Annotated in this window: 21 protein-coding genes and 1 pseudogene; 7 read left to right on the top strand and 15 right to left on the bottom strand. The window is 68.6% G+C overall.

The annotated features are described in order from the left end of the window. Positions 1-101 precede the first annotated feature (101 nt). The 6 genes from flgG to flgB are packed head-to-tail and all read right to left on the bottom strand — an operon-like array spanning position 102 to position 4,496. Positions 102-884 (bottom strand): flagellar basal-body rod protein FlgG, encoded by a 783-nt coding sequence (gene flgG / locus JOY88_RS07920; RefSeq protein ID WP_293501716.1) that lies wholly within the window; start codon positions 882-884, stop codon positions 102-104. A 12-nt stretch (positions 885-896) separates the two neighbouring features. Continuing rightward, on the bottom strand, positions 897-1,628 hold the full coding sequence (gene flgF / locus JOY88_RS07915; protein WP_293501715.1) for a flagellar basal-body rod protein FlgF: 732 nt from the start codon (positions 1,626-1,628) through the stop codon (positions 897-899). Positions 1,629-1,653: 25 nt separating this feature from the next. Beyond that, positions 1,654-2,964 carry a flagellar hook protein FlgE gene (gene flgE / locus JOY88_RS07910; protein ID WP_293501714.1) on the bottom strand — a complete coding sequence of 437 codons (1,311 nt, stop codon included), beginning with the start codon at positions 2,962-2,964 and terminating at the stop codon, positions 1,654-1,656. A gap of 31 nt (positions 2,965-2,995) precedes the next feature. Further along, positions 2,996-3,634, bottom strand: a complete 639-nt coding sequence (locus tag JOY88_RS07905) for a flagellar hook assembly protein FlgD (protein WP_293501713.1) — start codon at positions 3,632-3,634, stop codon at positions 2,996-2,998. 14 nt (positions 3,635-3,648) lie between these two features. Then, positions 3,649-4,065: a flagellar basal body rod protein FlgC gene (gene flgC / locus JOY88_RS07900; protein ID WP_293501712.1), complete on the bottom strand. Its 417-nt coding sequence runs from the start codon at positions 4,063-4,065 to the stop codon at positions 3,649-3,651. Between the two features lie 17 nt (positions 4,066-4,082). Next, positions 4,083-4,496, bottom strand: a complete 414-nt coding sequence (gene flgB / locus JOY88_RS07895; RefSeq protein ID WP_293501711.1) for a flagellar basal body rod protein FlgB — start codon at positions 4,494-4,496, stop codon at positions 4,083-4,085. A 147-nt stretch (positions 4,497-4,643) separates the two neighbouring features. On the opposite strand from flgB, the gene flgA reads away from it, so the two are divergent. The 3 genes from flgA to JOY88_RS07880 all read left to right on the top strand — a co-directional run bounded on the left by flgA (position 4,644) and on the right by JOY88_RS07880 (position 6,199). Next, a complete protein-coding gene (gene flgA, locus JOY88_RS07890; RefSeq protein WP_293501710.1) occupies positions 4,644-5,339 on the top strand; it encodes a flagellar basal body P-ring formation chaperone FlgA in 696 nt (231 codons plus the stop codon). A 139-nt stretch (positions 5,340-5,478) separates the two neighbouring features. After that, positions 5,479-5,805, top strand: coding sequence for a flagellar biosynthesis anti-sigma factor FlgM (gene flgM, locus JOY88_RS07885; protein WP_293501709.1), 327 nt, complete (start codon positions 5,479-5,481; stop codon positions 5,803-5,805). Positions 5,806-5,809: 4 nt separating this feature from the next. Continuing rightward, positions 5,810-6,199 carry a hypothetical protein gene (locus JOY88_RS07880; RefSeq protein WP_293501708.1) on the top strand — a complete coding sequence of 130 codons (390 nt, stop codon included), beginning with the start codon at positions 5,810-5,812 and terminating at the stop codon, positions 6,197-6,199. A gap of 61 nt (positions 6,200-6,260) precedes the next feature. Here JOY88_RS07880 and JOY88_RS07875 read toward each other — a convergent pair whose 3' ends face one another. Genes JOY88_RS07875 through kefF form a run of 3 tightly spaced genes read right to left on the bottom strand, consistent with a single transcriptional unit; the run spans position 6,261 to position 9,224 of the window. Beyond that, positions 6,261-6,692 carry a DUF1841 family protein gene (locus JOY88_RS07875; protein ID WP_293501707.1) on the bottom strand — a complete coding sequence of 144 codons (432 nt, stop codon included), beginning with the start codon at positions 6,690-6,692 and terminating at the stop codon, positions 6,261-6,263. 31 nt (positions 6,693-6,723) lie between these two features. Then, complete coding sequence (gene kefC, locus JOY88_RS07870) at positions 6,724-8,571, bottom strand: glutathione-regulated potassium-efflux system protein KefC (RefSeq protein WP_293501706.1); 1,848 nt, start codon at positions 8,569-8,571, stop codon at positions 6,724-6,726. After that, on the bottom strand, positions 8,568-9,224 hold the full coding sequence (gene kefF / locus JOY88_RS07865) for a glutathione-regulated potassium-efflux system oxidoreductase KefF (RefSeq protein WP_293501705.1): 657 nt from the start codon (positions 9,222-9,224) through the stop codon (positions 8,568-8,570). The genes kefC and kefF overlap by 4 nt, the downstream gene beginning before the upstream one ends. Before the next feature lie 52 nt (positions 9,225-9,276). Between kefF and JOY88_RS07860 the strand changes: the two genes are divergently transcribed. Beyond that, positions 9,277-9,732: a MaoC family dehydratase gene (locus JOY88_RS07860; RefSeq protein WP_293501704.1), complete on the top strand. Its 456-nt coding sequence runs from the start codon at positions 9,277-9,279 to the stop codon at positions 9,730-9,732. Here the strand turns inward: JOY88_RS07860 and JOY88_RS07855 are convergent, their stop codons facing one another. The 5 genes from JOY88_RS07855 to JOY88_RS07835 all read right to left on the bottom strand — a co-directional run bounded on the left by JOY88_RS07855 (position 9,733) and on the right by JOY88_RS07835 (position 13,921). Next, on the bottom strand, positions 9,733-10,575 hold the full coding sequence (locus tag JOY88_RS07855; protein WP_293501703.1) for a segregation and condensation protein A: 843 nt from the start codon (positions 10,573-10,575) through the stop codon (positions 9,733-9,735). Between the two features lie 78 nt (positions 10,576-10,653). Beyond that, entirely contained in the window at positions 10,654-10,857 is a 204-nt protein-coding gene (locus JOY88_RS07850; RefSeq protein WP_293501761.1) for a DUF3460 family protein, read from the bottom strand. A 30-nt stretch (positions 10,858-10,887) separates the two neighbouring features. Beyond that, positions 10,888-11,607, bottom strand: a complete 720-nt coding sequence (locus JOY88_RS07845) for a YoaK family protein (protein WP_293501702.1) — start codon at positions 11,605-11,607, stop codon at positions 10,888-10,890. Between the two features lie 55 nt (positions 11,608-11,662). Next, positions 11,663-13,708 (bottom strand): methionine--tRNA ligase, encoded by a 2,046-nt coding sequence (gene metG / locus JOY88_RS07840; RefSeq protein WP_293501701.1) that lies wholly within the window; start codon positions 13,706-13,708, stop codon positions 11,663-11,665. Positions 13,709-13,744: 36 nt separating this feature from the next. Then, positions 13,745-13,921, bottom strand: a complete 177-nt coding sequence (locus JOY88_RS07835) for a hypothetical protein (RefSeq protein WP_293501700.1) — start codon at positions 13,919-13,921, stop codon at positions 13,745-13,747. 669 nt (positions 13,922-14,590) lie between these two features. Here JOY88_RS07835 and minC point away from each other — a divergent pair. From minC to minE, 3 genes are read left to right on the top strand one after another with little or no spacing between them, the layout of a single operon-like run. Then, complete coding sequence (minC, locus tag JOY88_RS07830) at positions 14,591-15,346, top strand: septum site-determining protein MinC (protein ID WP_524539196.1); 756 nt, start codon at positions 14,591-14,593, stop codon at positions 15,344-15,346. 37 nt (positions 15,347-15,383) lie between these two features. Next, entirely contained in the window at positions 15,384-16,202 is an 819-nt protein-coding gene (minD, locus tag JOY88_RS07825; RefSeq protein ID WP_293501698.1) for a septum site-determining protein MinD, read from the top strand. Between the two features lie 13 nt (positions 16,203-16,215). After that, entirely contained in the window at positions 16,216-16,473 is a 258-nt protein-coding gene (gene minE / locus JOY88_RS07820) for a cell division topological specificity factor MinE (RefSeq protein ID WP_293501697.1), read from the top strand. Between the two features lie 147 nt (positions 16,474-16,620). Here minE and JOY88_RS23180 read toward each other — a convergent pair. Then, positions 16,621-16,743: pseudogene (locus JOY88_RS23180) on the bottom strand (IS630 family transposase); the annotation flags it as partial. Positions 16,744-17,417 lie beyond the last annotated feature (674 nt).

Raw genomic sequence — 17,417 nt, 5'->3', positions numbered from 1 at the left:
GCCGCGAGGCCGGCCGCTCCTCCGGCGCCAGCCGTGGAGCCGGCCCGGCCGGGCTGCCGGCTGCGCCCCCTGGGAGGAGCGCGCGAGCGCTACGGGGGAACCTAAATCTGGGCCAGCTTCTGCAGCATCTGGTCGGAGGTCTGCACCGCCTTGGAGTTCAGCTCGTAGGCGCGCTGGGTCTGGATCATCTGCACCAGCTCCTCGACGACGTTGACGTTGGACGTCTCGACGAAGCCCTGCTGCACCGCACCGATGCCGTTGTTGCTGGGCGCGCCGGTGTTTGGTGTGCCGCTGGCCGCCGTCTCCGTGAAGAGGTTCTGGCCCTTGGGGTCCAGGCCGGCCGGGTTCACGAAGGTGGCGAGCTGCAGCTGGCCCACGCTCTGCGGCGTGGGCTGGCCCGGCAGCGTGACGCTGACGGTGCCGTCGTTGCCTATGGTCAGACTCTGCGCGTTCGGCGGGATCGTGATGCCGGGCAGCAGCGTGTAGCCGTTGCTCGTGACCATCTGGCCGTTGGCGTTCAGCTGGAAGCTGCCGTCGCGCGTGTAGGCCGTCGTGCCGTCGGGCATCTGGATCTGGAAGAAGCCGTCGCCCTTGATGGCGAGGTCCAGGTTGTTGCTGGTCTGCTGCAGGTTGCCCTGCGTGTAGATGCGCGCCGTGGCGACGGGCCGCACACCCAGGCCGACCTGCAGGCCGGTGGGCAGCGTGGTCTGCTCCGTGCTGTTTGCGCCGCTCTGGCGCATGTTCTGGTAGATCAGGTCCTCGAATACAGCGTGCGAGCGCTTGTAGCCATTGGTCGCGACGTTGGCGAGGTTGTTCGAGATGTTGTCCAGCTGGGTCTGCTGGGCTTCCATGCCGGTCTTGGCAATCCAGAGCGAGCGCATCATGGCGGGGATTCCTTAAGTGCTGCCGAGCAGCTTGGCGGACTGCTGGCCCTGGGTCTGGGCGATCTGCAGCAGCTTCATCTGCTGCTCGAACTGGCGGCCGGCGGCGATCATGGCGACCATGGTCGCGACCGGGCTGACGTTGGAGCCTTCCAGCGCGCCGTCCTGCAGCCGCGCGGCCGGGTCGGCCGGCAGGTCGCCGGCGGCGGCGCGGAACAGGCCGTCGTCGCCGCGCGCGAGCTGCGTCGGCGCCTCGGGCGTGACGAGCTTCAGGCGACCCATCGTCGTCGGCTTCTGGTTGGGCGACTTGACGCTGACGGTGCCATCGCTGCCGATGGACACCTCGCTGTTGGGCGGGATGCTGATCGGGCCGCCGTCGCCCAGCACCGGCATGCCGTTGCGCATGACCAGCAGGCCTTCGGCGCTCACGTCCAGCGAGCCCGCACGGGTGTAGGCCTCGGTGCCGTCGTTGGCCTGCACGGCCAGCCAGGCGTTGCCCTGCATGGCCACGTCGAGGTTGCGGCCGGTGGCGGTCAGCGGGCCCTGGGCGTCGTTGTAGCCGATGGTGGTTTCCAGCGCATAGGCGCGCGTGGACGCGCCGTCGCCGCGCACCGGCACGGCGCGGAAGGCCTGCAGCTCGGCGCGAAAGCCGTTGGTCGTCACGTTGGCGAGGTTGTGCGAGAGCACGTCCTGCCGCTGCATGGCCGCCTTGGCGCCGGCCATCGAGAGGTAGATCATGCGGTCCATCGCGCGTCCTCGGCCGTGGTTGCGATCAGCGCAGGTTGACGATGGTCTGCAGGACCTGGTCCTGCGTCTTGATCGTCTGCGCGTTGGCCTGGTAGGCGCGCTGGGCCGTCACCATGTTGACCAGCTCGGCCGTGATGTCGACGTTGCTTTCCTCCAGCGCGCCGGACTGCAGCGCCCCCATGTTGCCGTCGCCCGGCACGCCGACGACGGCGTCGCCGGACGCGACGGTGCGTATCCACATGTTGCCGCCCAGCGCTTGCAGGCCCTGCGGGTTGCGGAAGTTGGCCAGCTCGACCTGGCCGGCAGGCTTGCTCTGGCCGTTGGAGTAGCGTGCCAGCACGGTGCCGTCGTTGCCAACCTGGATGCCGGTCAGCTGGCCCGGCGCGTAGCCGTCCTGGGTCAGCGCGGTCACGGCGAAGCTGCTGCCGTTCTCGCTCACCTTGCTCAGGTCGAGCTGGATGCCGGGGACGGCCAGCGTCGTGTTCCCGCGCGTGCTGGTGCCGGACGGGATGCTCATCGTGATCGGGCCCGTCGGGATGGTCGGCGCGCCGCCGCTGGGCGGGAAGGTGAGCGTCGTGTACGGGGTGGTCGGGTTGCCGTTGGCGTCCAGCGTGATGGGATTGCCGCTCGAGTCGGTGTTGAAGGGCGTGCCGTTGGCCGTCGCGTAGATGTGCCAGGTGTCGCTGCCGTTGGCGGCTGTCGGGCCCTTCTGGAAGTAGAAGGTGACGGCAACGTCCTGGCCCTTGGCGTCGTAGACGGTCATGGACGTGGCGTTGTTGTAGGTCGCCGAATCCTTCAGGTCGATGCCGGTGCCGGCGGCAGGGGCCGTCGACTTCTGACGCGAGTCCAGGTTGAACTCCATCTTCAGGCTGGTCGTCACGGCCGGCGGGATGCCGCTCGTGGGCAGTTGCAGCGGCTGGGCCGTGCCGGGCTGGATGACGCCGGCGCCGTTTGCCGGGTAGCCCATCAGCTTGAGGCCGTCGTTGTTGACGATGAAGCCGTCCTTGCTGACCTTGAACTGGCCGTTGCGGCTGTAGCGCGTCGGGTTCACGCCGTCGCCGACCTGGAAGAAGCCGCCGCCGTTGATGGCGAGGTCCATCGGGTTCTCGGTCGTCGTGATGTTGCCCTGGCTGAACTGCTGGGCCACGGTCTGCAGGCTGGTGCCGATGCCGAGCTGGTTCGTGCCGGCGCCGTTCAGCGAGGCGGCGTAGACGTCGGCAAACTCGGCCCGCGAGCTCTTGGCGCCGTAGGTGCCCGAGTTGGCGATGTTGTTGCCGATGACATCGAGGTTCTTGGACGCGGAGTTGAGTCCGGAGAGGCCTTGCTGGAAGCTCATGGGGAGTCCTTGCTGTCGTGCGGAAGGGTGATCAGTTGACCGAGGAGACGGCCGAGTAGTCCACGGGGCCGAGGCGTTCGAGGTTCAGCTTCAGGCTGCCGTTCTCGCTGTAGACGGCGTTCACCTTGTCGTGGGCGTAGAGCGTCGCGTCGACGGCCTTGGTGCCGTTGGCGGCCGTGATGCGGTACTTGACCTCCGTGCCCTCGGGGACGAGGTTGTTGGCGGTCCAAGTGAAGGTCTGGCGGCCCGAGCCCTGCGCGCCGAGCTGCTGGGTGTCGATGACGTTGCCCGCCGGGCCGAGGATCTCCAGCTTGACCGTCTGGGCGGCGCCGTCGAGCTCGTAGCTGGCGCCGGCAACGCCGTTGACGACCTGCAGCGAGTTGCCCGGCACGCTGACCTCGCGACCCACCAGCGAGATGGACTGCATGGCCTGCATCTGGCCGAGCTGCAGGCCCAGGTTCTTGATGCTGGTGTCCAGCGTGGACAGCGACGTGACCTGCTGGATCTGCGCCATCTGGCTGGTCACCTGGGCGTTGTCCATGGGGTTGAGCGGGTCCTGGTTGTTCATCTGCGCGACGAGCAGCTTCAGGAAGCGGTCCTGCGTGTCGGCCGCGTTCTTGCTCGCGGTCGTGTTCGAGGATGCGGTGCCGTTGATGGCGGAGACGTCCATGGCTTGCCTCGCGGTCAGGACTGACCCAGTTGCAGGGTCTTGAGCAGCAGGCTCTTGGCTGTGCTCATCACTTCGATGTTGTTCTGGTAGGAGCGCGACGCCGAGATCATGTTGACCATTTCTTCCACCGGGTTCACGTTGGAATAGGTCACATAGCCGTCGGCGTCGGCCTGCGGATGCCTGGGGTCCAGCACGCGGCGGCCGGGCGTCTGGTCCTCGGTCACGTTGGTCACGCGCACGCCGGCGTTGCCGCCGTCGTTGCCTGCGCCCATCAGCTGGGTCTGGAAGACGACCTGGCGCGCCTTGTAGGCCTGGCCGTCCGGGCCGGCCACCGTGTCGGCGTTGGCCAGGTTGCTGGCGACGACGTTGAGGCGCTGGCTCTGCGCACTGACCGCGCTGCCCGAGACGTTGAAGATCTGGAACATGGACATGGCCGCCTACTCCTTCGTCAGCTCTGGTTGTGCGACTTCATCGCGTCCAGCGCGGTGCGCACCGAGCCGTTGATGAAGCGCAGCGTGGCCTCGTACTTCACCGAGTTGTCGGCGAAGCTGGCGCGCTCGCGGTCCATGTCGACGCCGTTGCTGTCCAGGTTGGTCTGGGACTGCAGCGCATAGTCCTTGCCGCTTTCGCCACGCGCGCCGGCCAGCGGGGCCAGGTGACCGCGCTGCGTCGTCTGCAGCGCGCCAGGCGTACCGATCTCGCCGGTGGCCTCGCGCAAGGCCTTGGCGAAATTGATGTCGCGGGCCTGGTAGCCCGGCGTGTCCGCATTCGCGATGTTGCTGGCGAGCAGGCGCTGGCGCTCCGCCCGCAGCGTCAGGGCCTGGGTCTGGAAGTTCAGCGTGTCGGTGATTCGGTTCAACATCGGCGTGCCTCTTGCGAGGGGTGAAGCCGGGATGGCTCCTTGCACAAATTGTCTGAACCGACGCCGAAAACATGAGCGGGATTAGCGGGGGCAAAGCGGCTCAATTCAGGCCTAGGGCGGGCGGGCCGCGTCCCTAGAGTGCTGGCCATGCTCCGTGCTGTCCTGCTCCTCGTCTGCCTGCTCGCCACCGGTGCGTGCCGGGCGCAGACCACGCTCGACCCGGCGCTGCTGGAGCGCGTGCGCGTCCTGGCCGAGACGGCCGCGCGCGCCGCCGCGCCGCCGGATACCCGCGTGGCCGTCGAGATCGGCGCCCTGGATGCCCGCCTGCGCCTGGCGCCCTGCGGGCAGGTGCAGCCCTATCTGCCGCCCGGCATGGCCGTCTGGGGGCGCAGCCGCATCGGCCTGCGCTGCATCGACGGCACGGCGCGCTGGAACGTGACCCTGCCGGTGCGCGTGGCCGTCTTCGGCCGGGCCGTCGTCGCCAGCGGCCCGCTGCCTGCCGGCGTGAGCCTGTCTCAAGACCAACTGGCAATGGCCGATATCGACATTGCCGCGGATCCCGGCGCCGTCTTCACCGACCCGGCCCAGCTGATCGGCCGCACCCTGGCGCGTCCGCTGGCTGCCGCCGAGGCGGTGCGCGCGCCGGCGTTGAAGTCGCGCCAGTGGTTTGCTGCCGGCGAGACGGTGCAGGTGCTGGCAGCAGGCCCCGGGTTTGCCGTGGCCTCGGAGGCCCAGGCGCTGGGCGCCGGCATCGAGGGCCAGGAGGTGCGCGTGCGCTTCGAGAACGGGCGCGTGGCCAGCGGCCGGGCGGTTGCCGAGCGCCGCGTGGAGCTGGCGCTGTGAGCAAAGCGCCACGAATCGCAGGAACTGGCCGGAGAAAACCGCCAATTCCCGCTCAAGTTCTCGGGCCAGGGGTCGATACAGGAGGAAACTCCCTCGCAATACCCCCAGCGGGGCCCGTCCCCGCACCCTGGAGAAGCTCATGAAGATCGGCAACAGCCCTGATGGAAGCGCCGGCCCGGCCAAGGTCGAGCAGCGCCCCGCTGCGCGCAAACCCGAGGCCTCCGCCGCCCAGGACGTCGTCCGCCAGGCGTCCACCCCCGCGGCCAGCACCCAGGTCGCCATTTCCAGCGCCGCCAAGCTGGCCGCCAGCGTGACGGGCGACGACGGCAGCTTCGACGCAGCCAAGGTCGAGCGCATCTCCAAGGCCATCAGTGAGGGCAAGTTCACGGTCAACGCGAACGCCATCGCTGACAAACTGGTCGCGAATGCGCAAGAATTGCTGAGCGCGCGCGCCAACAAGCACTGAACTCATGACTGCCACCGCCTCGTCCACCCCGCTCGGCCCGGAACTCGAACAGCCCCTGCTGGCCGTCGAGTCGGCGTTGAACCAGCTGGGCGACGCCCTTGCCCGCCGCGACGCGGCTGCCATCGAGCAGCATGCCGCCGAGCTGCACCAGCACCTGGCCCGCGCCGTGCAGAGCTTCAGCGAAGCCGCCCGTACCGGCAGCGTGCCCCCGGCGTTGCGCAACCGCCTGGTGCGTGCCGGCGGCCTGCTGGCCGCCCAGCGCGAAGCCCTGGCGCGCGGCAATGCCTCGCTGGACCGTGCGCTGGATGTGCTGATCCCCAGCGAGCCTACCGGTCTCTACGGCGCCGGCGGCAAGGCCGAGCGCCGCAGCCTGGGTGGCAGCTTCCAGGCCTGAGGGCGCTCCAACCCACGAAGAAGCCACCCGCGGGTGGCTTTTTTGCGGCTGTCGCGGCCGTTCAGCGGGTGGCGGCCTGGCGCACCTTGTCCAGGTAGGCATGGCCATCCGGCGGCAGCCCGCTGCGCTGCGATGCCCAGATCATCTCGCCCAGTGCCTCCATGGCCACATGGTGAGCCTCGTGGCGCGAGTTGCGCCGGGCGGACAGCAGGTCGATGGCCTGGCGTATGCCTGAGGGCTGGTCGATGGCATGCTGCTCGGTGATCGTCAGGTGCATGGAGAGGTGCAGGAAGGGGTTGGTGCGCCCCTCCTCCACTGTGTAGACCTTCTCCAGTGCGGCGGCCTCGTCGGCGAGGTCGGCGTGGTATTCGGGATGCTCGGCGATCCAGTCCGCGGCGATGGCCTCCATCGGTATCAGCGGCGCGCCGTCGCGCCATTTGCGGTAGGTGGCGCAGAAGAAGCGCCGGACTTCGAGCTGGGACGGGGCGAACATGCTTCCATTGTCGCCGCCCGGGCCCTGTCGTTCAGGGGCGGGGCTCCGAGTCGTGCCTGCCGTCCCAGCCGCTGCGCTGGGCGCGGTAGGCCGCCTCGGCCGCGCGCTCGGCGGCGATGAGCTGCTCGAACTGCCGCAGGCCGCGCTTGGCGGCGGCGATCAGTGCGTTCTCGTCACGCTGCAGCGGCACCATGCTCTCCACCAGCTCGATGTTGTGGCGCCTGTAGCGCATGGCGTGGCGGCGGGCCGCGGCGGGCTCCATGCCGGTCAGCTCCAGCACGGTACGGGCGCTCAGCAGCGCCGACTCGAAGGTCTCGCGCTCGACATGCGTGACACCCAGCTCGCGCAGCTGGTAGTAGTGCTGCACGTTGCGGGCGCGGGCGACGATGGTGAGCTGCGGGAAATGCTCGCGCGCCAGCCGGACCAGCTCCAGGCTCTGGCCGATGTCGTCGATGGCGACGATGAGGATGCGCGCGGTCCCGGCGCCGGCGCTGCGCAGCAGGTCCAGCCGGGTGGCGTCGCCGTAGTAGACCGTCCAGCCGAAGCGGCGCAGGCTCTCTATGGCCTCGGCGTCGTGGTCCAGCGCGGTGGCCTGCAGGCCGTTGGCGCGCAGCAGCCGGCCTATGACCTGGCCGTAGCGGCCGCAGCCCGCCAGGATGATGGGCGAGGGCGTGGGCGGCGCCTCGGCGCGCTTCCTGTGCTGGCCCAGCCGGTCCAGCTTGCGCGACATCAGCCGGTCGCCCAGCGTCAGCAGCAGCGGCGTCAGCGCGAGCGACAGCGCGATGGCGGCGACCAGCGCCGAGTTCTGCGCGGCACCCAGCATGCCCTCGCCCTGTGCGAGCTGGAACACGACGAAGCCGAACTCGCCGCCCGGCGCCAGCAGGATGACGAAGGCCGGCCGCTCGGCGAGCGGGATCTGCATCAGCCTGGACATCGCGACCAGCACCACCGTCTTGCAGGCCAGCAGCGCCAGCAGCGTGGCCAGCACCAGCAGCGGCTGCGCGGCGACGGCCTTCAGGTCCAGTCCCATGCCCACGGCGATGAAGAACAGGCCCATCAGCAGGCCCTTGAACGGCTCCAGGTCGGTCTCCAGCTCGCGGCGGTATTCGCTCTCGGCCAGCAGCACGCCGGCCAGGAAGGCGCCCAGCGCCATCGACAGGCCCACCAGTTGCATCAGCGCCGCCGTGCCCAGCACGAGCAGCAGGGCCGCGGCCGTGAAGATCTCGGGCGTCCTGCTGCGCGCGATCCAGCGCAGCGCCGGGCGCAGCAGCAGCCGGCCGCCGAAGATGATGGTGATGATGGCGCCCACCGCCTTGGCCGCGGCCAGCCAGGTGCGGCCGCCATCGTCGTCATGGGCGCCGCTGAGCGCCAGCACCGGCACCAGCGCCAGCACGGGGATGGCGGCGATGTCCTGCAGCAGCGCGACGGACAGGATGCTCTCGCCGGCCGTCGTGCGCGCCAGGTTGCGCTCGGCCATCACGGCCAGCGCGACGGCCGTGGACGACATCGCCAGCCCCAGGCCGACGACGACTGACAGCCGCCATGGATGGCCGGTCGCGATGCCCACGGCCGTCAGCGCCGCCGCGCAGCCCAGCAACTGCACGCTGCCCCAGCCGAAGATGGGCCGGCGCATGGCCCACAGCCGCTTGGGCTCCAGTTCCAGGCCGACGAGGAAGAGCATCAGCACGACGCCCAGCTCCGCCACCTCGGGGATGGCGTTGGACTCGGGGATCAGCCCCAGCACGGCGGGCCCGACCAGCAGGCCGGCGACGAGGTAGCCCAGGATGGCGCCCAGCCGCAGGTAGCGCGCCAGCGGCACGGCCAGCACGGCGGCGGCCAGCAGGGTCAGGGGCAACAGCAGCCATTGGCCGTGACTCATTCGGCGTCTCCCGCGTCCAGCGACGAGAACAGCGGCGGCCGCTCGTCCAGTGCCACCTCCTGCTCGTCCCCCGCCACCGGCGCGTCGAGCGAGGCGCTCCAGGCGGGGTAGCTTGCCAGTCGCTCGCCGAACAGGCGGGCATGGGCGTGGATCTCGGCGTCGCTTGCGCGGTGCGCGGCGTGCAGGACCTGCGGCGGCAGGTAGCGCATGCCGCAGGTCTTGACTGACTGTTCGTAGGGCAGCAGGAACTCGTCCATTCGGTGGTGGTTGTGGCCGCCTGGCGCGTAGCTCTCCATGCCGCCGCCGGTGGACGTGACGAGCCAGAAGTCCTTGCCGCGCAGCGCCGTGCCGCCGGGGCCGTAGGCCCAGCCCAGGCGCAGCACGTCGTCCAGCCAGAGCTTCTGCAGCGCCGGCATGCTGTACCAGTAGATCGGGTGCAGCATGACGACCAGCCGCGCCGCCGCGAGCGCGCGCTGCTCGGCTTCGACGTGGATGTGGAAGTCCGGATAGAGGCGGTAGAGGTCCCGCAGCTCGACACGGTCGGCCGCCGGCGAGGCGCGCAGGACGCCGAGCATGGCACGGGTGGCGTTGGAGCGGGCCAGGTCCGGGTGGGCGGCGAGGACGAGGATGTCGCGGGGGCTACTGTCTGGCATGGCCGGCTAGATTAACGTGCGCGCACGACAGCTCCCATCTGGGCCACCCGCAATGCGCATCTTCGAGACCCTTGCCGACCTCCAGGCCCTGACCGGCCAGCTCCTGGGCCACAGCGACTGGATCTCGGTCGACCAAGCACGCGTCAACGCCTTCGCCGAGGCCACCGAGGACCGGCAGTGGATCCATGTCGACCCCGAGCGCGCCAAGGCCGGCCCCTTCGGCGAGGCGATCGCGCATGGCTTCCTGACGCTGTCGCTGATCCCCTATTTCTTCGAGACCGGCTTCGCGGTGCGCGAGACGCGCATGGTCGTCAACTATGGCCTCAACAAAGTGCGCTTCACGGCGCCGGTGCCGGTGGGCAGCCGGCTGCGCGCCGGCTTCAAGCTGCTGGCCATGGACGCGGTGGCCGGCGGTGCGATGCAGCTGACGGTGGAGGTGGCCATCGAGGCCGAGGGCGCGCGCAGGCCGGTCTGCGTGGCGGAGAGCCTGGCGCGGCACTACCGCTGATCAGGCCGGTGTGTAGGCCAGGCGCACGTAGATGGGCGCGAAGGCCTCGGCCTGCGTGATCTCCAGCAGGCGCTCCTTGGCCAGCTCCAGCATCGCGATGAAGGTGACGACGAGCACAGCCTGGCCCTTCTCGACGTTGAAGAGCTTCTCGAACTCGACGAAGCGCTGGCCCTGCAGCCGGCGCAGCACGATGCTCATGTGCTCGCGCACCGACAGCTGCTCGCGGCTGATCTTGTGGTGCTGGTTGAGCTTGGCGCGCCTGAGGATGTCCAGCCAGGCCTCGCGCAGGTCGGCGGTGTCGACGTCGGGGAAGCGCGGCGTCAGCGATTGCTCGATGTGCACCTGGGCGCGCAGAAAGTCGCGGCCCAGCAGTGGCAGTCGGTCCAGGCGCGCGGCGGCCAGCTTCATCTGCTCGTACTCCAGCAGGCGCCGCACCAGCTCGGCGCGCGGGTCCTCCGCCTCCTTGCCGTCCTCGCTCTTCTTGGGCGGCAGCAGCATGCGCGACTTGATCTCGATCAGCATCGCCGCCATCAGCAGGTACTCGCTGGCCAGCTCCAGGTTGTGCTTGCGGATCTGCTCGACATAGCTGAGGTACTGGCGCGTCACGTCGGCCAGCGGGATGTCGAGGATGTTGAAGTTCTGCTTGCGGATCAGGTACAGCAGCAGGTCCAGCGGGCCCTGGAAGGCCTCGAGGAAGACCTCCAGCGCGTCCGGCGGGATGTAGAGGTCCAGCGGCAGCTGGAACAGCGGCTCGCCGTACAGGCGAGCGACGGCGACGGTATCGACCGCTTCCGGAAGATCCGACGAAATCCGGGAGGTCTCGTCGGCGGTGACCGTGGTCATTGGCGTGGGTGTCTGCGATCTAGCGACTGCCGCGGAACTGGCGCTGCAAGGCCGGCGAAGCCGCCAGGGGCGGGCCGTCTACTTGTCGTCGGTCTGGTAGACATAGGGCTTCTGGGCCACGCGGGCGGCGTCGAAGCCGGCCTGGGCGACGCGGTCCTGCTCGCGGTCCCACAGCAGTGCGCGGCCGGCACGCTGCTCGGCCTCCAGCGTCGGGCGCTGGGCCTTGAGCTGGTCGATGAATTGGGTGACGTCGGACTTGTAGGGCTTCCAGAACAGCGGCATGGCAGGGTCTCGCAATCGAATCGGTTGATTTTATCGGGCGCGCAGCCGGCCGAGGTCGTCCAGCGCCGGCACGCCGCCGAGAAGGGCGAGCAGCGCAGCCAGCGGCAGCGTGGCGGCATAGCCCATGACCTTGAAGGCCCATGCGCCAGCGAGGCCACCGACGGCGAAGGCCAGCAGCAGGCCGCCCAGCAGCCGCAGTCGGGCCGCATCGGCGCCGGCGCCGCAGAGCCTGCGCCCCAGCTCAATGCCCAGGTCAGTGACGATGCCGGTGACGTGGGTGGTGCGGATCTCCGCGCGCGAGACCTTGGTGATCAGTGCGTTCTGCAGCCCCATGGTGAAGCACAGCACGGCGACGGCTGCGGGGATGAAGAGGGCGCGCAGGCCGGCCAGCCAGGCGCCCAGCAGGCCGAAGAGCAGCAGGCAGGCCGCCTCCAGCAGCAGCGGTAGCGCGAAGACGCTGTGTGCCCGGCGACGGCGGCCGAAGTGCACGAGCAGGGCGGTGCAGGCCGCGCCGGCGCCGAAGGACAGCAGCGCGCCCAGGGCCGTGGCCAGGGCCTGGGCCCGGCCCAGCACGAGCCCGTCGGCCGCGGCCGAGACCATGCCGGTCATGTGCGAGGTGTACTGCTGCACGGCCAGGAAGCCGCCGGCATTGGTGGCGCCGGCCACGAAGGCCAGCATCCAGCCGAGGTGGGCGTTGCCCTCGGCGGTGCGTTCGCTCGCCAGCAGCCGGCGTGCGTAGTGTTGGGGCATGGCGGCTCCGGGGATTGGGCTGCGATGCGCCCGATTCTCGAGGCTGGCGGCGGCGTCAGCGCACCCGCATGCCGGGCTGGGCACCGGGCTGGGGCTCCAGCACGAAGATGCCGGGCTGCGCCTTCTCGTCGGCGTGGCTGGCGGCCAGCACCATGCCCTCGCTGATGCCGAACTTCATCTTGCGCGGCGCGAGGTTGGCGACCAGCACGGTCAGCTTGCCTTCCAGGTCCTCGGGCCTGTAGGCGCTCTTGATGCCGCTGAAGACGTTGCGCATGCGGCCTTCGCCGGCGTCCAGCGTCAGTCGCAGCAGCTTGTCGGAGCCCTCGACGGCCTCGGCCTTTACGATCTTCGCGATGCGCAGGTCGACCTTGGCGAAGTCGTCGATCTTGATCTCGGCGGCGATGTCTTCGCCGCCGGGCTGGACCTTGGGGGCCGGCGGGGCCTCGAACAACTGCTCCACCTTGGCGAGCTCCACGCGCTGCATCAGGTGCTGGTAGGCGCCGATTGGGTGGGCGCCCAGCGCCTTCGCGCTGTCGCTCCACTGCAGCGGCTCGATCTTCAGGAAGGCCTCGACCTGTGCGCTGAGGGCCGGAAGCACCGGCTTGAGGTAGATGGTCAGCAGGCGGAAGGCCTCGATGCAGACGCTGCAGACGTCGTGCAGCGCGGCGTCCATGCCCTGCTGCTTGGCCAGCTCCCAGGGCTTGTGCTGGTCGACGTACTCGTTGACCTTGTCCGCCAGCGCCATGATCTCGCGCAAGGCCTTGCCGAACTCGCGGGTCTCGTAGAGCTCGGCGATGGCGCCACTGTGGGCGCGCAGCGTCTCAAGCAGCGCCGAACCCTCGACGCCCAGGTCGCCGCTCAGCGTGCCATCGAAGCGCTTGGCCAGGAAGCCCGCCGCGCGCGACGCGATGTTGATGTACTTGCCGACCAGGTCGCTGTTGACGCGGGCGACGAAGTCCTCGGGATTGAAGTCGATGTCCTCGACCTTGGCGTTGAGCTTGGCGGCGATGTAGTAGCGCAGCCATTCGGCGTTCAGGCCCAGGCCGAGGTACTTGAGGGGATCGAGCCCGGTGCCGCGGCTCTTGCTCATCTTCTCGCCGCCGTTGACGGTCATGAAGCCGTGGACGAAGACGTGGTTGGGCGTCTTGCGGCCGCTGAAGTGCAGCATCGCGGGCCAGAACAGCGTGTGGAAGTAGACGATGTCCTTGCCGATGAAGTGGATCTGCTCCACGGCCGGATCGGCGACGAAGGCGTCGAAGTCCTTGCCGATCTTGCCGAAGTAGTTCTTCAGCGAGGCGAGGTAGCCCACCGGTGCGTCCAGCCAGACGTAGAAGTACTTGCCCGGCGCGTCGGGGATCTCGATGCCGAAATAGGGCGCGTCGCGGCTGATGTCCCAGTCGCTGAGCTTGTTGCTGCCGTCCTCGTCGGTCGCGAACCACTCGCGGATCTTGTTGAGCACCTCGGGCTGCAGGCGCCCGGCCTCCTGCGTCCACTGGGTCAGGAACTCCACGCAGCGCGGGTCGCTGAGCTTGAAGAAGTAGTGCTCGCTGGTGCGCAGCACCGGCGTCGCGCCCGACAGCACCGAGTACGGGTTCTTCAGCTCGGTGGGCGCGTAGACGGCGCCGCAGACCTCGCAGGAGTCGCCGTACTGGTCCTTCGCGCCGCACTTGGGGCATTCGCCCTTGATGAAGCGGTCCGGCAGGAACATGGCCTTGTCCGGGTCGAAGAACTGCTCGATGGTCTTGGTCGTGATCAGCTCGTTATGGCGCAGCGCCAGGTACACGGCCTTGGACAGCTCGTGGTTCTCCTCCCCGTCGGTGGAGTGCCAGTTGTCGAAGCTGATGTGAAAGCCGTCCAGGTACTGGCGGCGGCCGGCGGCGATGCCGGCGACGAAGTCCTGCGGCGTCTTCCCGGCTTTCTGGGCCGCGATCATGATGGGCGCGCCATGGGCGTCGTCCGCGCAGACGAAGTGCACCTGCGAGCCCACCATGCGCTGGTAGCGAACCCAGATGTCGGCCTGGGTGTACTCCATGATGTGGCCGATGTGGAAACCGGCGTTCGCATAGGGCAGGGCGGTGGTGACGAAGAGCTGGCGGGTCATGGAGACGGAGGCGGCGGAGCGGGAAAACGGCGGATTTTAGGTTTGCGGCTCGGTCGGGCCGGTGTCGCCAGCCTCGGGCTGGGCCTCGGCCTCGGCGGGGGTCTGGTCGTCGGCCGGCTTGCCGCTTTGCTTGCGCTGGCGCTTCTCCTCGGCCTTGCGTTTCTTGGCCAGCTCTCGCTGGCGCTTCTCGTAGCTGTAGTTCGGTGTGGCCAACTGTGATCTCCTGCGGCGCCCGCACGCGCGGGCATCGTCCAATGTAACCCGCGGACTCGCAACGCACGCGCTCCCACTTGGCAGCGAAAGCTACAGAGCGCCTCAAGGACCGCCTCTAAGTCACTGATCCGTAACACTTCCGCAAGCTATCCACCGAGTCTGTGGAAAACTTTGTGGAGAACCCGCCTCGATCGCGGCCAAGCCCTTGTGCAATGCGGTTTCGCTTAGGTTGCTGAATTTTTAAGCAGCGGCAATGAGTCTATATGAATCAACCACTTAGCGAAGTTGCCCTGAGGGTGGCCGCGGTTGGCAAGCTCAGGGTCCAAAACGCTTGACGCCTGCCAGATTTGGGGATAAGTCAAGCCGCGATGGGCGGATGTCACGGGTCTGGATGACATCGCTGTGGCGTTTGTCCACGCCCGCTGTGGACAAGTCTGTGGGCCGGCTGACGACAGCGGCGCTAAGTGCTTGATCGGCTTGCCGCCAGCCTGGACTGCCCGTTTTTGAGGCGCTGAATTTGGGGGCAGCCCCAACAGGCCCGCCCGAGGCCGCCGGCTAAACTCCCGGCCTTTTGAAGAGGCGGCAGCGGGGCACATGGGGGAATCGAAGGCGGAACTCACACGGGAGAGCGGCGGGCGCAAGAGTGCCTCGCGCACCGGCACTTTCGAGTTGAAGTCACGCCGCTTCAGCCTGCTGGGCCTGGTGCTGCACAGCGCCGACATGGCCGAGCTCGCCGCCGACTGGGCCGAGCGCGCCGGTGCAGGGGGCTTCGAGCATGAGCCCGTCGTCATCGACCTGAGCGCGGTGCCGCGCGCGCCGGCCACGTCCGCCGCCGAAGGCCAGGCGCCGCTGGCGCTGGACGGCCCGGCGCCCGTGGACCTGCGCGCCATCGTCGCCATGCTGCGCGCCAGCCAGCTGCAGCCCGTGGCCGTGGCCGGCGCGACGGCCGAGGAGCTGGCGCTGGCGCATGAGCTGGGCCTGGCCGACGCGGCCGACGAGCCCGCCGCCGAACGCGTGGCGCCCGCCATGCCCGCGGAGGTGGTGCGCGAGATCGTCGTCGAGAAGATCGTCGAGAAACCTGCCGCGCCGGCGCCGACGCTGGTCGTCGACAAGCCGCTGCGCTCGGGCCAGCGCATCTACGCCAAGGGCGGCGACCTCGTCGTGCTGGCCCTCGTGAGCCATGGCGCCGAGGTCATCGCCGACGGCAGCGTGCATGTCTACGCGCCGCTGCGCGGCAAGGCCATCGCGGGTGCGCGCGGCGACACGTCGGCGCGCATCTACACCTACAGCCTGGAAGCGGAGCTGCTGGCCATCGCCGGCATCTACCGCACGACCGAGAACCCGCTGCCGGCCGACGTGGCGGGCAAGCCGGCCCAGGTACTGCTCGACGGCGAGAAGCTGCTGATGCAGCCCCTCGCCTTCTGACCCACCCGATTGAACTGAACGAACAGGAAAGCCCCAGATGACCACCAAGATCGTCGTCGTCACCTCCGGCAAGGGCGGGGTTGGCAAGACCACCACCAGCGCGAGCTTCGCCACCGGCCTCGCGATGCGCGGCTTCAAGACCTGCGTCATCGACTTCGACGTGGGCCTTCGCAACCTCGACCTCATCATGGGCGTGGAGCGCCGCGTCGTCTACGACCTCATCAACGTCGTCAACGACGAGATCAAGCTCACGCAGGCCCTCATCAAGGACAAGCAGCTCGACAAGCTCTACATCCTGGCCGCCTCTCAGACGCGCGACAAGGACGCGCTGAAGCAGGAGGGCGTGGAGCGCGTGCTGGCCGAGCTCGAGGAGATGGAGTTCGACTACATCATCTGCGACTCGCCGGCCGGCATCGAGACAGGCGCGCTGATGGCCATGCACTACGCCGACGAGGCGCTGGTGGTGACCAACCCCGAGGTGTCCTCGGTGCGTGACAGCGACCGCATCCTGGGCATGCTGAGCAGCAAGACCAGGCGCGCCATCCAGGGCGGCGAGCCCGTGAAGGAGCACCTGCTCATCACGCGCTACAACCCGAATCGCGTCGAGGGCGGCCAGATGCTGAGCCTGGACGACATCCACGAGATCCTGCGCACGCCGCTGATCGGTGTCATCCCGGAGAGCGAGAGCGTGCTGCAGGCCTCCAACCAGGGTCTGCCGGCCATCCACATGCAGGGCAGCGACGTGGCCGAGGCCTACAAGGACGTCGTCGCGCGCTTCCTCGGCGAGGACAAGCCCATGCGCTTCACCGAGGCTGTCAAGCCCGGCTGGTTCAAGCGCGTCTTCGGCGCCAAGTGAAGGGAGCCTCGCTATGGGATTCCTGAACTTCTTCCTTGGCGAAAAGAAGAGCTCCGCCAGCGTCGCCAAGGAGCGGCTGCAGCTCATCCTCGCGCATGAGCGCAACGGGCGCAGCAGCAGCCCCGACTACCTGCCCCAGCTGCAGCGGGAACTGGTGGCCGTCATCAGCAAGTACGTGTCCATCAACGCCGACGACATCAAGGTCCACATGGAGCGCCAGGGCGACCTGGAGGTGCTCGAGGTGAAGATCGAGCTGCCGGAGCCCAAGTAGCCCCCCCCCCGCTGGGCCTCGCGCCGCTGGATGCGGGCGAGCCTGGTCGCTCCCCAGGGGACGGCGATGCCAGCGGCATCTAGCCGCATGCACATCGCCCCGATGGGCCGGCTCCGGAGTGGCCCGGAATGCAGGCCGCTAGTTTCGTTAGTTAGAAGTTTGCAAACAAAACCGCCCGATGCTGGCGAGGATGTCGTCGGCGGATTTGGTCCAGGAGAACGGTTTGGGGTTGGCGTTGTTGAGCTCGAGGTGGCGGTGAATCGCCTGCTCGGTGAGCGTCCAGTCCGCCCATCTTGAATCGCCGGTTGGCGCGTAGGAGTCTCGTGTCCATCAGTTGTCGTGGACACAAGCATCCAAGCCCGGCTATCGAACTTCAAGGTGACTTGGGCGGACGCATACATTACGGGCACCTGTTCAACGTGCCGTTGCCCATGCTCTGCGCTGGACGCTTCGCCGCCATCCAGGGTGGCCTCCTGCGCTTCGCTTCGTCAGCGGCGGACCTCACGCCTGACGGCTGTGCTCCCGTCAACATCGCCCGCCTGGGGGCGGGCCGGCGCTTGGACCGCGCCTCGATGCTGCCGGCTCCCCCGAGCACTGCGGCAACCCGTCTGGGGACGGATGCGCCTTCGCGTCAGGCCCGGCGCCGGCCGGACCTGCCCGCTGTCCTGCGGCAGCGGCTCCGAACAGCCAGGCGCCTCAGCGATACTGCTCGGCGTCAATGAGCCGAGTCGTGTTGCTCCGTGCGCACAACCTTGCCTGACTCATCCAACCAGCGCCACTCTCCCACTTGCTTGTCGCCTAGTCGGCCCTGCAATTTCGCTGCAACCCGCATGAATGCTGGCGTTCGAGGGTAAGTCCGGTCCTCTGAATCCCGCAGGAAGCGTTGTTAGCGGAGTTGATTCCTGGGGGATTTGCACCTTGAGCACGCCCGACTTCTTCCGCGC

Source organism: Roseateles sp. (genome assembly GCF_019237615.1).
Taxonomy (GTDB): Bacteria; Pseudomonadota; Gammaproteobacteria; order Burkholderiales; family Burkholderiaceae_C; genus Pelomonas.
Note: the sequence above shows the minus strand (reverse complement) of the source record. Positions and strands in the feature narration are given on the sequence as shown.

Coding starts and splice junctions, on each gene's coding strand:
- JOY88_RS07905 (WP_293501713.1), bottom strand. CDS start 3,634: ATGGACGTCTCCGCCATCAACGGCACCGCATCCTCGAACACGACCGCG.
- JOY88_RS07855 (WP_293501703.1), bottom strand. CDS start 10,575: ATGACCACGGTCACCGCCGACGAGACCTCCCGGATTTCGTCGGATCTT.
- kefF (WP_293501705.1), bottom strand. CDS start 9,224: ATGCCAGACAGTAGCCCCCGCGACATCCTCGTCCTCGCCGCCCACCCG.
- flgA (WP_293501710.1), top strand. CDS start 4,644: ATGCTCCGTGCTGTCCTGCTCCTCGTCTGCCTGCTCGCCACCGGTGCG.
- JOY88_RS07860 (WP_293501704.1), top strand. CDS start 9,277: ATGCGCATCTTCGAGACCCTTGCCGACCTCCAGGCCCTGACCGGCCAG.
- minD (WP_293501698.1), top strand. CDS start 15,384: ATGACCACCAAGATCGTCGTCGTCACCTCCGGCAAGGGCGGGGTTGGC.
- metG (WP_293501701.1), bottom strand. CDS start 13,708: ATGACCCGCCAGCTCTTCGTCACCACCGCCCTGCCCTATGCGAACGCC.
- JOY88_RS07850 (WP_293501761.1), bottom strand. CDS start 10,857: ATGCCGCTGTTCTGGAAGCCCTACAAGTCCGACGTCACCCAATTCATC.
- JOY88_RS07845 (WP_293501702.1), bottom strand. CDS start 11,607: ATGCCCCAACACTACGCACGCCGGCTGCTGGCGAGCGAACGCACCGCC.
- JOY88_RS07875 (WP_293501707.1), bottom strand. CDS start 6,692: ATGTTCGCCCCGTCCCAGCTCGAAGTCCGGCGCTTCTTCTGCGCCACC.
- flgC (WP_293501712.1), bottom strand. CDS start 4,065: ATGTCCATGTTCCAGATCTTCAACGTCTCGGGCAGCGCGGTCAGTGCG.
- flgF (WP_293501715.1), bottom strand. CDS start 1,628: ATGGACCGCATGATCTACCTCTCGATGGCCGGCGCCAAGGCGGCCATG.
- minE (WP_293501697.1), top strand. CDS start 16,216: ATGGGATTCCTGAACTTCTTCCTTGGCGAAAAGAAGAGCTCCGCCAGC.
- JOY88_RS07880 (WP_293501708.1), top strand. CDS start 5,810: ATGACTGCCACCGCCTCGTCCACCCCGCTCGGCCCGGAACTCGAACAG.
- flgB (WP_293501711.1), bottom strand. CDS start 4,496: ATGTTGAACCGAATCACCGACACGCTGAACTTCCAGACCCAGGCCCTG.
- flgE (WP_293501714.1), bottom strand. CDS start 2,964: ATGAGCTTCCAGCAAGGCCTCTCCGGACTCAACTCCGCGTCCAAGAAC.
- kefC (WP_293501706.1), bottom strand. CDS start 8,571: ATGAGTCACGGCCAATGGCTGCTGTTGCCCCTGACCCTGCTGGCCGCC.
- flgM (WP_293501709.1), top strand. CDS start 5,479: ATGAAGATCGGCAACAGCCCTGATGGAAGCGCCGGCCCGGCCAAGGTC.
- flgG (WP_293501716.1), bottom strand. CDS start 884: ATGATGCGCTCGCTCTGGATTGCCAAGACCGGCATGGAAGCCCAGCAG.